Source organism: Dendronalium phyllosphericum CENA369 (genome assembly GCF_016056275.1).
Taxonomy (GTDB): Bacteria; Cyanobacteriota; Cyanobacteriia; order Cyanobacteriales; family Nostocaceae; genus Dendronalium; species Dendronalium phyllosphericum.
On sequence record NZ_JAECZA010000289.1, the window covers coordinates 22,452 to 35,279 of the forward strand.

Below are 12,828 nucleotides of genomic sequence, written 5' to 3' on the forward strand. Positions count from 1 at the left end.
ACTTTATTAACAAAAGATCGTTAGCGGTTTCGACGATAACGAGTAATCGTAAAAACACATGTACAAGACATTGAGACTCCCAAAGGCTTCCTTCGGGGAGTTCCTGTTTTCTTATACCAAATGAGCAAAGATAGTCTTGTTTGAGATTTCTAAAATAGACTTTTATAGCTGGGGACTGGGTGAAAAGTCTTTTTGTGTCTATGTTCGATCGTCCGTTGATGTCCTAACACTACTGGCGATGGCTATAATTCCAAATCTCAACTCCCAAATTGGTATTAGAAGGACTTCCCGAAAAATAACAGATGTAAGCAGGGTCAGTTTACGTGCCAAACATTGTGTTCATAGCATCTACTACATAGCTTTGCTTACACTAAATGTTTAACTTAACCAGGATTAATCAGTTTTGGCCTCTACCTGTGGGCGATCGCTGGCGGCAAAATATGCAAAAGTCGCCTTTGATAGAAGTGGAAAATTCAATTCCCTTACGGCTGCTAGTGCTAGCGTTGGTAATTATTGGAATTGTGGCGACGGATATTGCTGCTGAGACTACATCTAGTTTTTGGGCAGTGCCACTGAGTATTGTAGGTGCGGTTTGGAGTTACTACCGTCGTCGCAATGCCAACGTTCCAATCAAATTCTGTATCGCCATCGGAATGCTAATAGCACTGGGTGCTTTCTTTGGGCGATTGTTAGGAGAATTGAATGATACGCGATTGGCGTTAGCAGAGTTATTAATTCAACTGCAAATACTCCACAGTTTTGATACGCCCCGACGCAAGGACTTGGGTTATTCAATAGTTATAGGACTAATTTTATTAGGTATCGCAGCAACATTAAGCCAAACTTTAGCATTTGCTCCGGTGCTGCTGTTATTTTTAGCGATCGCTTTGCCGACTTTAGTATTAAATTACCGCTCGCAACTCGGCTTGCAACAATTAAAAATTAAAAGTGAAAAATTAAATAATCAGAATTCTAGAATTTTTGATTTGAAATTTTTAGTCTTAAGTTTTGTAACTATTGTCGGTCTGGGACTGGCAATTTTTGCTGTTTTACCCCGATTTCCGGGCTATCAACTGCGGACGTTTCCTGTCAGTTCTCCTATTGAAGTTAAAGGCAGTTTTACAGGTCGTAGCATTATTAATCCCGGTTATGTGCGTCAAGGCAATGCAAATAATCAAGGCAGTGGTAGCAATGGTGATGGACAAAGCCAAAATGGTCAACCAGGACGCTTAGATAACGGTTTTTATTACGGTTTTAATAACCAGATTAACCAAAATTTGCGGGGAGAGATGAAACCCAAGGTTGTAATGCGGGTGCGATCGCAGGCTGAGGGTTTTTGGCGAGTACTGGCATTTGACCACTATACAGGCAAGGGATGGGAAATTTCTCGCAATGACGATGTTACTACTCTCAAGCGATCGCCTTGGTCTTACCAAATTTATCTACCTCTACCAGCTATATTTGGTAAAACTCAAGAGGTAGTGCAAACTTATACAATCGTGTCGGATTTGCCTAACTTAATTCCAGCGATGGCTAATCCCAAAGAAATTTATTTTCCCACACCAATGCTTGCTGTCGATCGAGAAAACGGGTTGCGATCGCCTGTGGGATTATCTGAAGACCTTACTTACACGGTTATTTCAGAAGTACCGTACCGCGATCGGACTTTGTTAGGAGAAGCTGCTAATAACTATCCGCAGCAGATTAAAAATCATTATTTACAAATTCCACCTGAAATTGCGGAAAAAGTCAAGCAACGCACCGAAGAAATTCTTCTAACTAATTACAACAGAGAACAGGTCGGAAAATCCACAAAAACTCTGGATTCAACTTATGAAAAGGTTCTCTACTTAGCTCAGTATCTCAAACAAAACTACTCAATTCCTGAAAATCCCTTAGATTTGCCTTACTTGGGAGAAAAAGACGACCTTGTAGAAGCTTTTTTATTTAAGCACAAAGGCGGTTATCCAGACCACTTCTCAACAGTTCTCACGGTGATGCTGCGTTCTGTTGGTATTCCAGCGCGGTTGGTAGCAGGCTTTAATCCTGGAGAATTTAATCCGTTTACAGGAATGTATGTTGTCAAGAATACAGACGCATACGCTATGACAGAAGTGTATTTTCCCAAATATGGCTGGTTTACCTTTGACCCAATTCCCGGCCATCCCTTGATTCCTCCTTCAATTGAAGATACTCAAACATTTAGCGTACTGCGGCAGTTTTGGCAGTGGGTTGCTGGGTGGTTGCCTTCTCCGGTAACAGGTTTATTGAACAATGTTTTTGGGACAATATTTAGTTGGGTGAGTAGAGCGATCGCTTGGTTTTTCTCTTTATTTACTCAAGGTTGGCTGGGTGTATTGACTGGCTCAATCTTGGGTACTACCATAGCTTTCTTTGGTTGGCTAGGTTGGGTGCAGTGGCGAGAGTGGATGAATCGTCGTTGGTTAAAGAAATTACCAGCAATGGAAAGCCTTTATCAACAAATGCTGCAATGGACGGCACAAAAAGGTTTAGGGAAGCATCCAGCACAAACACCGCTAGAGTATGCCAAAGTTTCATACCAGCATCACGCCCCAGCAACTGCCGAGGTGATAGATGAAATTTCTCAAGCCTATGTTGGCTGGCGTTATGGCGATCATACTCCTGACTTGAAGCGACTGCGACAAAGATGGCAAGGTTTGAAAAAGGCTGTTAAATAAATCATTGGTAAATACATAAAAAGATTATCCATTGGGCAACCTTTTTAATTTCAATAGTACTTCTCTACCAGCAGCTTGTGGCGTTCGCTATGACGTAGTTGCTTTAACATATCTTTTACAATTTTGATAAATTGCGACGAATAGCACTTTTTACAATTCCTGAAATATAAATTGATCCTTCAGCACGTCTGATTGGTTCGTGGTTCTCGTTCTCTGATACTAAAACTACTTCTCCTTTTTCTCTCGTATAGCGTTTAACTAAAGTTTCATCATCGACAGAAACTATAACAATCTCTTGCTCCCTAGGCTTTTGGTATAGAGGATTAATCTGTTCAACAATTAACCAATCACCAGGATATATACCAATACCTATCATTGAGTCTCCCATTACAGGCAAGATGATCATTTTATTTGCTCCCTTGAGCAGTTCCTCACAGAGATCAATTTCTTCATAATCGATGTTCATCGAATCTCCTCCAACACTAGATGTGCTATGTGTGCCTGCTGATACTGCATAATCGTACTTCCTAACCTTACGAAACTCTGCTGAAAGTAGAGCATCTATAAGTTCTTTTCCTGTTATTCCCTTTTCCCAAAGGTACTCTATTGCCACAATCAGGTCATTACTGATTGATGAAGGAACACCAATATCTGCAAATGGCTCTCCAAATTTATATTTACGACCTGACCCTTTTCTGGAACCGCCTCTCGGCATAAGCAATCATCCTTTGTGCAAGTTTTCGCAGTTTCTCATAATTTTCCCTAAGAAAAACCTTACTAATTGTGTTTGTTTTGCAAAACTTTTGCAGGGTGTTCTTGATTAGTTGAAGTGCTAAATTGTAAATGAGCAATGCCCAAGGCAAGTATGACATGCAACAATGTAATGAGAGCTTTTTCCGAGAAAATAACACTTAGCCCAGTGTTATTGTTTACTTTCTTGCTTGGGTTACGATTGCTTTTCATAATACTCTTGTACTAAAATCTACGAATTTAAATTTAGTACAAACGAACTATATTTGCATAGTTAGTTTTGAAAAAAGTCTGGAAATCAAACTTGCATAACAGTACTGTATAGAGCGCAAAGGTGTGAGCTAATATATCAAATCTATAAATAATACAGTGATATTTAAAAGTTTAATCTATTGTCATAACATTAAAAACTTATTCTGATAATAGACAATAGAGACAAGTTTATTTCCATTTTCCTTATCTTTATGACTATTAAACAACTCCTGTTTCAAGAAATTGAATCCTCTCCAGAATCTCTTCTAGAAGAAACTCTAGATTTTCTGCGCTTTCTTAAAAACAAGCAACAATCAGACAAAAAACATACACAGCAACCACAAGTTAAGTCAGAAGAAACCCCAACCAATAGTTATCAATCATCCTACCGCCCACCTTCTGGGCGTTCCATCCTCAGACATGCAGGAACTTGGGAAGGCGAGGACTTTCAAGAGTGTCTTGAGTTGGTTTACGCTACTCGTGGTAAAGCCAAGTTCGATTATGACTTGAATCCTTTTGAATAATGTACCTACTTGATACGAACCACTGTAGCGCTATCATTCTTGGAGAACCGAGCGTCATTCGTCGAATAGCTGAAGTTGGGGAATTAAATATTGCAACCTGTGTAATTGTGCAGGGAGAACTTACATATATGATGGAAAATTCTGCTAAAAGAGAAACTAATCTCGCTCGTTTAACAGAATTTTTGGAAGATATAGGAATCTATAGTGTTACGAAAGACACAGCTAATATTTATGGTCAACTCAAAGCAGCTTTAATGAGACAGTTTGGCCCTAAGGAAAAAAGCAAGCGGAGAAAAACTCAAATAACAGACTTGGGTTTTGATGAAAATGACCTCTGGATTGCTGCCCTTGCTCTACAACACAATCTTACAGTCGTATCAGCTGATAGCGATTTTCAGCGGATTAAACAGATAAGAGCATTGTCCGTTGAATCTTGGTTGTAAACCTTGCTTTATTGATTTCACTTATGCTTGAAAATGCTATTTCAGAAATTATCGGTAAACGATAGACAACTTCAAGCAAAACCTTTGGTAAAAAAGTTGCCAAGATTGAACTCAACCTCGCATTTGCATCAAATTTCTTGAAGAGTCGGTGTAAACCTAAAACACACTTACACTAACTAACAACACGGCAGTTGACCTAGCCACTGCTAGTAGGGCATGAATTAAAGATAGCGATCGCAATGCTTCAATCGGCAACTAAGTAACAAATCCATAGCTTTACTGTCCGAGATGTCCGCTGTAGTATGCTTGTTAGCATTTTGATTATCGTAGACCTACCCGCACTATTGCGGCCGATAAAGGCGATCGCCTGACTATCAAGAATGCTGAGACTAATACAGCAACAATCTCTATTCGCGTGCGGTTGAATCCCCAACCTTGGCTGAAGGTAAACTTCTTACATAAATTTTCTAGTTCGACGGCAGCCATCACCGATGAACTCCTACATTTTGTAAATCAAAAGACTACAATCAGTTGGCGATCGATCTGACGTTTTAAATTTTTAATTTATTAGTAACTTTTTTTGGTTTTGCATGTGCCTTTAGGAAGATTTTAAGGTGATTTTATTGATAAATAGCTAAAAAAAGGAATGGTTATTTAAAAACTCAGGCTGGCTAGACCATAAGCGTTGTAACTCCGATTTTTTGGGGATAACATGGGAATAAATTCCTATCTTCGTACACCACGTCTGGTGTCAGTTTTTTTATGGAAATACAGTTAATTAACATCGGTTTTGGCAACATCGTATCTGCTAACCGAGTAGTTGCCATTGTTAGTCCAGAATCTGCTCCAATTAAGCGGATAATTACCGATGCGCGAGACAGAGGTCAACTAGTTGATGCAACTTATGGTCGGCGGACTAGGGCTGTAATTATCACTGATTCCAGCCATGTAATTCTTTCAGCGATTCAACCAGAAACGGTAGCAAATCGTTTTGTGATTTCCCGCGAGCATCATGTTGTAGATAATTAACGCAGGGTGGGTCAATAGCCCCACTCCTATTTGCACCACATCGGCAGTACCATGTGAATTAGATATTTCTGTCACTCGTGCTACAAACTTGTTAGTCAAAGTTCGCTCAAACAACGAACACAACGCTAACGACTAAGGAATAATATTTATTGATTAATTCACAGGTTAAACGGATGATGCAAGTTTTACCAATCCAGAGTTGTGCTACTACCAAAGAAGGTCAGTCTCCAGGCAAACTGATTGTTCTAACTGGCCCTAGCGGGGTTGGCAAAGGCACTTTAATGCGATCGCTATTACAGCGTCATCCCGAATTGTATTATTCCGTATCGGTGACGACTCGTTCTCCCCGTCCTGGAGAAATCAACGGCAAAAACTATTACTTTATGAGCCGCAGCAAGTTTGAACAACTGGTTGCTCAAGGTCAATTCTTAGAGTGGGCGGAATTTGCTGGTAATTATTACGGCACTCTCCGTGAAGCTGTCCTTAACCAGGTTTTGTCTGGTAAGTTGGTAGTGCTGGAAATTGAGCTAGAAGGGGCAAGACAAATTCGTGCTTCCTTTCCTAGCGCCCTCAGCATTTTTATTTTGCCGCCTTCTTTTGAGGAATTAGAGAAACGGATACGCGGTCGCGGACAGGACTCACAAGAAGCGATCGCTCGTCGTCTGTGCCGTGCCCAAGTAGAAATTCAAGCTGCTGATGAGTTTGATATTCAAATCGTTAATGATGATTTTGAAACAGCTCTCAATGCGATCGAAGCAGCTTTGTTTAAATAATTAAAATTCCTGAAAACGACAACCAAGCATTCTTTATACCAAACAGTAAAGGACACAGAGAAAAAGCATAGCTGTTTCTTTGTGTCCTTCAAACATTTTTTATTTCTGCTTTATTGCCAACAATTAGATTGGTAATGTCAGTTGTCATTAGTCAGTTGCTAATTTTTTTACTAACCACTGACTACTGACAAAGTTACAACTACCCAAAATTCAATTAACCAAATAAACCTTGAATTAGTTCAAGATTGCTAGTCAAAAAGTAAGCGACTACTGCACCACCAATACCACCAATTAAGAAACTGCTGGCAAAGTTGTTCCAGCTTTCTTTAGAGTTAAAAGCATCTGCTGGTGGGTTGGGTACGGTAACACTAGCAAGTGCTTTAGGAGGATTGCTATTGGCATATAGAGATAAAGCACCAGTAAGAAGCACAACCAAGCCAATAGCTGATAGTAATCCAGCTAAGTTAGCATTGTCTGAATTCCGCAGAGGACCCAACTTAGCGAAGGGGCCAAATATCCAGTAACCATGAGCTGCTCCAATTTCTATCGCACGCCTACCAACACTGAGACCTGGGCGATAGGCAGGCAAGTTATTAATAAACCACTTCACCAAGGGTGAAGAGTTAATTGGTGTTTCTAGGTTGCCTTGCTGAGGATCGCGCCCTGCGGGAAAAACTACTTCCCGATTTCTCGGATCGCTGGGCAGATTTTTTGATGCATCTACTGCTTGCGCCATATTTTATGTTCGCCTCTAAATTACAATGGTGGCATTTTTATATTAATAATATTCGTAGCCAAAGATGCTTTTTATTTGCGAAGTTAAAAAAAATTAATTTAATTGCTTTCATAGAATGAAACTCGCAAGCTATGTAGCCTTACGAGTTTCAAAAAGATATTTTCACAGCCTATTTTGGCAACAATTTAACCTAATTAGGCTGAACAACTCAACAACACAAATTTAGGCAAAAGACAACACATTCAACTGTCTTCAATCTATTTTCTACTTATGGTAGTGGGTGGAAAAGTAGATCCGGGAAAAAGCGGTTGAATTCAATCAAAATACCTGCTGTGATTGTCAGCCAAATGGTAGCTGCCACTGGCGCGGTGGAAAGAAATTTAATCAAATAGGATGGTTGATCGCCTTTGTCCGCCATGAATTTAGCCTCCAAAACAAATGAATGAATTACACCGAATTAACGTGGAGAAACTGGAATTTCTTGATCTTTGGCTGTTAATTTGCCAGAAAGAAATTCTTGGAGTGCTGCTGCTGGCCAAGCAAAGCCTGAAGCAATAATGGGTAATGCCAAGCCAAGGTCGATTTGGATCTCTTTTAGCTCAGGATTGGAATCCTTCTTGACAGCTTGTATGTAGGCACGACCTACCCAACCAATCCAACCAGCAATATAAAGGAAGAGAATACTAGGAATCAAAAAGTCGCCAGCGCGGTCAAGACGACCATCAACAATCAAGTGGGGATAACCCTCAGGCCCGCATAGAGCTTGTGAATAACGCTCAAACCGCTTTTGCCCTGATTGGGGATCGGCAGTGGTGTTACGGGCATTTTGTGCCAGTGCTTGAAAAGCAGGAGAGTCTTTACAGGGTACGAGATCGGCCCCTAAAGCTTTTGCTGGTGGAGCAAAACTAAATGAAAGACAAATCACTAAAATCAAAGCAAACAATCGTCGCATGAAGTTATTTCCTTTTATTACAAAAGAAAAAGTTTTATGTACAAAACGAAGCGGCTTGTACAGTCTTTATTTGGATAACTAGCATGTCATCATACTCTTGCGCGGGAACCGAGTAAAGTTTAAGTAAATAAAAGTTAAAGCTTCTCAAACAAGTTGTTATTTGGCACAACCTTAAAATGGCAATCGTTTTAGCAATCGAATCTAGCTGTGATGAAACTGCTGTTGCAATTGTTAACAATCGTCAAGTTTGCAGCAGTATCATTGCCTCGCAAATCTCTGTTCATCAGCAGTATGGCGGGGTAGTACCGGAAGTCGCATCCCGCCAGCATTTAGAAACAATAAATGGAGCGATCGCTAAGGCTTTAGAGCAAGCCAAACTAGATTGGGGGCAAATTGAGGGAATCGCTGCAACTTGTGCCCCTGGACTAGTAGGAGCGCTATTAGTAGGCTTAACTGCGGCCAAAACCTTGGCGATCGTACATAAAAAGCCATTTTTAGGCGTTCATCACCTTGAAGGTCACATTTACGCTACTTATTTGAGCGAACCAAGTTTAGAGCCTCCTTTTCTTAGCTTACTCGTTTCTGGCGGACATACAAGCTTGATTTATGTCAAGGATTGTGGTAGGTATGAAACGTTGGGTGAGACCCGCGACGATGCCGCAGGTGAAGCTTTTGACAAAGTAGCGCGGTTATTAAAGCTGGGTTATCCAGGCGGCCCGGTAATTGACAAGCTGGCCCAAGAGGGTAATCCCCTAGCTTTTGCCTTACCAGAAGGAAAAGTTTCCCTACCGAGCGGTGGATATCACCCCTATGATGGCAGTTTTAGTGGGTTAAAGACAGCGGTACTGCGTTTAGTGCAGCAGTTAGAGAAAGATGGTGGAGAAGTACCAATAACAGACGTAGCGGCTAGCTTTCAAGAAACTGTAGCGCGATCGCTAACCAAAAGAGCGATCGCTTGTGCCCTAGACTATGGTCTAAATACCATTGCTGTTGGTGGAGGGGTAGCAGCTAATAGCGGGCTGAGAAAAACTTTACAAGCAACCGCTGCCAAGCATAACCTCCGCGTCCTGTTCCCCCCCATGAAATTTTGTACCGATAATGCTGCCATGATTGCCTGTGCAGCAGCTGACCATTTATCCCGCGGTCATACATCCCCAATCACCTTAGGTGTTGAGTCTCGGTTAGCCTTAACCCAGGTGATGAAGCTATATCAGCCTGCTGGATAGTTAAATGATTAATAACCACTGACTCTTGTACAGACGCGATTAATGAGCCAGCGCGTTGCGGGGGTTCCCCCCGTTGTAGCGACTGGCGTCGCGTCTGTACGACAACCGATAACTGACTAATAACTTTTGACTACTGACTCTTGAGCGTTAACTATTGACCGAATGTGAGAAGCAACCGCATCTGGCTGTTCTAACATTGCCAGATGTCCACAATCAGGAATTTCAATCACATTGTCTCCGCAATATTGAAAAAGCCGATGAAAGCTAGCCAAATGGCGCACATACTTAGGTTCCATTACTTTGTCATTGGCACCAGCGAAAAAATATACTGGCTGTTTCAGTTGAGACACTAGCTGGGGTAAACGGTTGATTTCTTCTTCAGTTGTAGAGTCTAATAGCGCTCCCATAGAAGCTTCTGGGTCGGCTACGACGAAATCAATCACTCGTTGACGTGCCCAATAACGTTCCAAAGGACGGGCTACACTTGTTCGAGTAAATAGCAGATCGATTAAAGGAACCTGAGATAACCAGCGAGGACGGACTTGCAAAAACCGCTGTCCTGCGGAACGAAATTCCTCAAAGGCTTCTTTGAGATAAATACCGCCGCCTGCATTGATACAGATGACCCCTTGAATACACTCAGGCATTTGAGCAGCTGCCCATAGAGCGATTGTACCGCCTAATGAATGCCCAATTAGCCAAGCATTGGTAATATTTAGCTGTCGCAAAAGCACTGCTAAATCACGAGCATAAGCCGCTGGAGTGTAAAGGGAATCAAATGATGAGTTGAGCGCTCTACTAGAGTTAGGAGTCAAATCTAAAGAAGTTTGTGCTCGACTACAATCTGTTTCTGGCAAAGACTGAGATTCACCAAATCCTCGCAAATCATAAGAAAGACATTGCAAATCTACTGAAAGGCGAGAAATCACAGGTTGCCAGTATCCACGGCTATTTAGCCAACCGTGGATAAATACCAAAGCATAGGGGCAGGATGTAGGAGCCGTTAGTTCGTATGCGTGTGGAACGCCCAAGATTTCAATGGTTGCCATACTTATATCGTACTCCCAAGCAGAGGTAAGACTAAATAAGGAATGACACACATAAGTTAAAAATTAAAAGTTTTTAATTTTACATTTTTAATTTTTAATTGTACGTTCACTTACCTAACAACCTCTGTCGCACACCTTCAGCAATTTTGTGACCCAGATATTCCGGAATTAAGCTTTCATTTGGCCCTAACAAATAAAGAATCAGCCTTGTACGTCCACGCCAAACCAATAAATTGGCATTGACTACCAGCAAATCTTCTTGCCAAATGGCATACATGACTTTATAAAATAATCCTGGTTGGTTATCAGCTTCAATTACTAAAGCAGGAAGATGAAATACTGGATCGACATAAAACTCTGTCTGTACTTGTTCTAAGCCAGTGTCTAAGTTGAATTCTACTGCTAGCATCTCTTCTACCTCAAACCGCCCTCCCAAAGCCTCACGAATGGCACGGCAAACGTTTTCTGCGGTTTTCTCTGTCAAGGCTTTGCTGCCACGAGATACCAATAATTTGATAAAAACCAACATCGGCGGTCGAATTTGACCATATAAGCTTAAACCGTGGATAGTTAGCCCATAAGCTGCCAGTACACCAAAAATATCGCTGAGAAGAAACGACTGGTTGCGGTAGGCAAAATGTAGGGCACTTTTGCTACCTTCCGGTTTTAACTCTATAACGGCGCGTCTGGTTTTATAGAGACGGTAAGCTAGCCGCAAGTTTTGCAGTTGAATTTCACTGCTAACGAATTGCTCATAAAACTGGGGAAACGCTCGATTGAAGCGCTTTAAGAGTTCTAGAGTGGAAGATTTTAAACCAGAAGCCATGGGGACTGAGGATTGGGGGTTGGGGACTGGAATTGCGAACTAGGGATTGGGAAACTCTACTATAAATTCACTAGAGAAAAAATCATTACGCCTGATATGTAAACATGTAGTGTTACCAATTTTTGTCCTATAGTCTTCATTTTCTTTAAAGATAAGGGCTTGTGACAAATTATTCTCTAATCCCTAATCCCTAGTTAGTCAGATACAATTCACTTTCATGTCCTTGCCTTTTGGGGAATTTCTCCTAGGCCTTACAACAAAATGCTAAAGTTGAAAATGATTGGTGTGAAACACACTTTTGAAAGCTGTTGCCACTGGTAATTCCTTATACACCCAAAGCAATTTAAGTGTAAGGCTGATTTTAGATGGTATTGGCTTACCAAAAGGTGAATCAACACTCATAGAGAGTGGCAACCGATTTTAGTTATACTACCCGAACCACGTTGGCATGGGTTTTTGGAAAACTTGGTTTAGTACTCCTGAATCTGTATCGGCAACTAAGACAACAGGCTTTGAAGACCATACAGCAGCTGCGGGCGACCCTAACGCCAACAGCGATCGCATCGTTTTTAGTACGGAGCGAGATATCGATCTATATGAACTAGAAGAACTATGTGATGCTGTCGGTTGGTCGCGTCGTCCTTTGAGAAAAGTAAAAAAAGCTATTGAGCATAGTTTTCTCGTAGCCTCTATGTGGCAAGTGCGAGGAAACCAAAGGCGACTCATCGGTTTTGCCCGTGCTACCTCAGATCACGCATTTAATGCCACTATTTGGGATGTGGTAGTTCACCCAGACTTTCAAGGTAAAGGACTGGGCAAGGCATTGATGAAATACGTGCTGAAAAAACTTAGAAGTGAAGAAATTAGCAACGTAACTCTTTTTGCCGACCCTCATGTTGTAGATTTCTATCGTGGTATGGGCTTCATGTCCGACCCAGAAGGTATTAAAGGTATGTTCTGGTATCCACACTAATGTTGAAAAGCAAATCCCTGCAAGCCACACAAAACTCAGCGATCGCAAGTAAATTCTCTAACTAGAATGTGGTTTGACTGAGAACAATTCACAAGCAACCACAAGCAACCAGATGTCTTTATTTATAAAGGTAAGTTGCTACTAAAACTTGAATCGCTGTTGGCCGATAATTAATTTTACTTAGACTACGATCGAAGTAATGAGTCAATATTTTCTAAATCTGGTATGATAACTTTGGTTATGTGGTATAGTAGAGTAAGGCTGTTTTGCCAAACTTAAGCAATAGCTATTGTGTAAGCTAAAAACCAGTAACCTTCAAAGTAAATATATCCGGGATGTAGCGCAGCTTGGTAGCGCGCCTGCTTTGGGAGCAGGATGCCGCAGGTTCAAATCCTGTCATCCCGATTTAAAATTTGCAAACTATAAGTTCCACATATCCTAAAATATATGGAGTTTTTTGATACCCAATAAAACAATTAAAATTTGCTATCTATCAAACCAAGGATTAACTGAAATTTTTTTGGTACAATCTACGTTTAAATTGTCAATTTTACCCAAAAGTACATTTTGGCTGTTTGACTGTTGAATGCGTTAGT

The 12,828-nt window shown here is 41.1% G+C and carries 15 protein-coding genes and 1 tRNA gene; 8 read left to right on the forward strand and 8 right to left on the reverse strand.

Annotation, left to right across the window (positions count from 1 at the left end; genetic code table 11):
• Positions 1 to 374 precede the first annotated feature (374 nt).
• On the forward strand, positions 375 to 2,699 hold the full coding sequence (locus I8752_RS31795; protein WP_214436162.1) for a transglutaminase TgpA family protein: 2,325 nt from the start codon (positions 375 to 377) through the stop codon (positions 2,697 to 2,699).
• A gap of 115 nt (positions 2,700 to 2,814) precedes the next feature.
• On the opposite strand, the gene I8752_RS31800 is transcribed toward I8752_RS31795, so the two are convergent.
• Positions 2,815 to 3,414, reverse strand: a complete 600-nt coding sequence (locus I8752_RS31800; protein WP_214436163.1) for a LexA family protein — start codon at positions 3,412 to 3,414, stop codon at positions 2,815 to 2,817.
• Between the two features lie 62 nt (positions 3,415 to 3,476).
• On the reverse strand, positions 3,477 to 3,662 hold the full coding sequence (locus I8752_RS31805) for a hypothetical protein (RefSeq protein ID WP_214436164.1): 186 nt from the start codon (positions 3,660 to 3,662) through the stop codon (positions 3,477 to 3,479).
• Positions 3,663 to 3,913: 251 nt separating this feature from the next.
• Between I8752_RS31805 and I8752_RS31810 the strand changes: the two genes are divergently transcribed.
• Together I8752_RS31810 and I8752_RS31815 are read left to right on the forward strand one after the other, a co-directional pair.
• Entirely contained in the window at positions 3,914 to 4,225 is a 312-nt protein-coding gene (locus I8752_RS31810; RefSeq protein ID WP_214436165.1) for a DUF2281 domain-containing protein, read from the forward strand.
• Positions 4,225 to 4,668: a PIN domain-containing protein gene (locus I8752_RS31815; RefSeq protein ID WP_214436166.1), complete on the forward strand. Its 444-nt coding sequence runs from the start codon at positions 4,225 to 4,227 to the stop codon at positions 4,666 to 4,668. The genes I8752_RS31810 and I8752_RS31815 overlap by 1 nt, the downstream gene beginning before the upstream one ends.
• 321 nt (positions 4,669 to 4,989) lie before the next feature.
• On the opposite strand, the gene I8752_RS38285 is transcribed toward I8752_RS31815, so the two are convergent.
• Positions 4,990 to 5,154, reverse strand: a complete 165-nt coding sequence (locus tag I8752_RS38285; RefSeq protein WP_263986735.1) for a hypothetical protein — start codon at positions 5,152 to 5,154, stop codon at positions 4,990 to 4,992.
• Positions 5,155 to 5,430: 276 nt separating this feature from the next.
• Between I8752_RS38285 and remA the strand changes: the two genes are divergently transcribed.
• Together remA and gmk are read left to right on the forward strand one after the other, a co-directional pair.
• A complete protein-coding gene (gene remA / locus I8752_RS31825) occupies positions 5,431 to 5,697 on the forward strand; it encodes an extracellular matrix/biofilm regulator RemA (RefSeq protein WP_214436168.1) in 267 nt (88 codons plus the stop codon).
• A 173-nt stretch (positions 5,698 to 5,870) separates the two neighbouring features.
• Positions 5,871 to 6,470: a guanylate kinase gene (gmk, locus tag I8752_RS31830; protein ID WP_214436169.1), complete on the forward strand. Its 600-nt coding sequence runs from the start codon at positions 5,871 to 5,873 to the stop codon at positions 6,468 to 6,470.
• 214 nt (positions 6,471 to 6,684) lie between these two features.
• Here gmk and I8752_RS31835 read toward each other — a convergent pair whose 3' ends face one another.
• The 3 genes from I8752_RS31835 to I8752_RS31845 all read right to left on the reverse strand — a co-directional run bounded on the left by I8752_RS31835 (position 6,685) and on the right by I8752_RS31845 (position 8,158).
• Positions 6,685 to 7,206, reverse strand: a complete 522-nt coding sequence (locus I8752_RS31835; RefSeq protein WP_214436170.1) for a photosystem I reaction center protein subunit XI — start codon at positions 7,204 to 7,206, stop codon at positions 6,685 to 6,687.
• A gap of 268 nt (positions 7,207 to 7,474) precedes the next feature.
• Positions 7,475 to 7,624 carry a photosystem I reaction center subunit IX gene (gene psaJ / locus I8752_RS31840; RefSeq protein ID WP_214436171.1) on the reverse strand — a complete coding sequence of 50 codons (150 nt, stop codon included), beginning with the start codon at positions 7,622 to 7,624 and terminating at the stop codon, positions 7,475 to 7,477.
• A gap of 39 nt (positions 7,625 to 7,663) precedes the next feature.
• Entirely contained in the window at positions 7,664 to 8,158 is a 495-nt protein-coding gene (locus I8752_RS31845; RefSeq protein ID WP_214436172.1) for a Photosystem I reaction center subunit III, read from the reverse strand.
• A gap of 176 nt (positions 8,159 to 8,334) precedes the next feature.
• On the opposite strand from I8752_RS31845, the gene tsaD reads away from it, so the two are divergent.
• A complete protein-coding gene (gene tsaD / locus I8752_RS31850) occupies positions 8,335 to 9,384 on the forward strand; it encodes a tRNA (adenosine(37)-N6)-threonylcarbamoyltransferase complex transferase subunit TsaD (RefSeq protein WP_214436173.1) in 1,050 nt (349 codons plus the stop codon).
• A 116-nt stretch (positions 9,385 to 9,500) separates the two neighbouring features.
• Here the strand turns inward: tsaD and I8752_RS31855 are convergent, their stop codons facing one another.
• Both I8752_RS31855 and I8752_RS31860 read right to left on the reverse strand, forming a co-directional pair.
• Positions 9,501 to 10,433 carry an alpha/beta fold hydrolase gene (locus I8752_RS31855; protein WP_214436174.1) on the reverse strand — a complete coding sequence of 311 codons (933 nt, stop codon included), beginning with the start codon at positions 10,431 to 10,433 and terminating at the stop codon, positions 9,501 to 9,503.
• 106 nt (positions 10,434 to 10,539) lie between these two features.
• Entirely contained in the window at positions 10,540 to 11,259 is a 720-nt protein-coding gene (locus I8752_RS31860) for a hypothetical protein (protein ID WP_012410214.1), read from the reverse strand.
• Between the two features lie 448 nt (positions 11,260 to 11,707).
• Here I8752_RS31860 and I8752_RS31865 point away from each other — a divergent pair, with 448 nt between their 5' ends.
• Together I8752_RS31865 and I8752_RS31870 are read left to right on the forward strand one after the other, a co-directional pair.
• The gene (locus I8752_RS31865; protein WP_214436175.1) at positions 11,708 to 12,232 is read left to right on the forward strand and encodes a GNAT family N-acetyltransferase; all 525 of its coding nucleotides are present in this window, start codon (positions 11,708 to 11,710) and stop codon (positions 12,230 to 12,232) included.
• 331 nt (positions 12,233 to 12,563) lie between these two features.
• Positions 12,564 to 12,637, forward strand: a tRNA-Pro gene (locus tag I8752_RS31870).
• Positions 12,638 to 12,828 lie beyond the last annotated feature (191 nt).

Coding starts and splice junctions, on each gene's coding strand:
- I8752_RS38285 (WP_263986735.1), bottom strand. CDS start 5,154: ATGGCTGCCGTCGAACTAGAAAATTTATGTAAGAAGTTTACCTTCAGC.
- psaJ (WP_214436171.1), bottom strand. CDS start 7,624: ATGGCGGACAAAGGCGATCAACCATCCTATTTGATTAAATTTCTTTCC.
- I8752_RS31835 (WP_214436170.1), bottom strand. CDS start 7,206: ATGGCGCAAGCAGTAGATGCATCAAAAAATCTGCCCAGCGATCCGAGA.
- I8752_RS31845 (WP_214436172.1), bottom strand. CDS start 8,158: ATGCGACGATTGTTTGCTTTGATTTTAGTGATTTGTCTTTCATTTAGT.
- remA (WP_214436168.1), top strand. CDS start 5,431: ATGGAAATACAGTTAATTAACATCGGTTTTGGCAACATCGTATCTGCT.
- I8752_RS31800 (WP_214436163.1), bottom strand. CDS start 3,414: ATGCCGAGAGGCGGTTCCAGAAAAGGGTCAGGTCGTAAATATAAATTT.
- I8752_RS31805 (WP_214436164.1), bottom strand. CDS start 3,662: ATGAAAAGCAATCGTAACCCAAGCAAGAAAGTAAACAATAACACTGGG.
- I8752_RS31860 (WP_012410214.1), bottom strand. CDS start 11,259: ATGGCTTCTGGTTTAAAATCTTCCACTCTAGAACTCTTAAAGCGCTTC.
- I8752_RS31855 (WP_214436174.1), bottom strand. CDS start 10,433: ATGGCAACCATTGAAATCTTGGGCGTTCCACACGCATACGAACTAACG.
- I8752_RS31810 (WP_214436165.1), top strand. CDS start 3,914: ATGACTATTAAACAACTCCTGTTTCAAGAAATTGAATCCTCTCCAGAA.
- I8752_RS31815 (WP_214436166.1), top strand. CDS start 4,225: ATGTACCTACTTGATACGAACCACTGTAGCGCTATCATTCTTGGAGAA.
- I8752_RS31865 (WP_214436175.1), top strand. CDS start 11,708: ATGGGTTTTTGGAAAACTTGGTTTAGTACTCCTGAATCTGTATCGGCA.
- I8752_RS31795 (WP_214436162.1), top strand. CDS start 375: ATGTTTAACTTAACCAGGATTAATCAGTTTTGGCCTCTACCTGTGGGC.
- tsaD (WP_214436173.1), top strand. CDS start 8,335: ATGGCAATCGTTTTAGCAATCGAATCTAGCTGTGATGAAACTGCTGTT.
- gmk (WP_214436169.1), top strand. CDS start 5,871: ATGATGCAAGTTTTACCAATCCAGAGTTGTGCTACTACCAAAGAAGGT.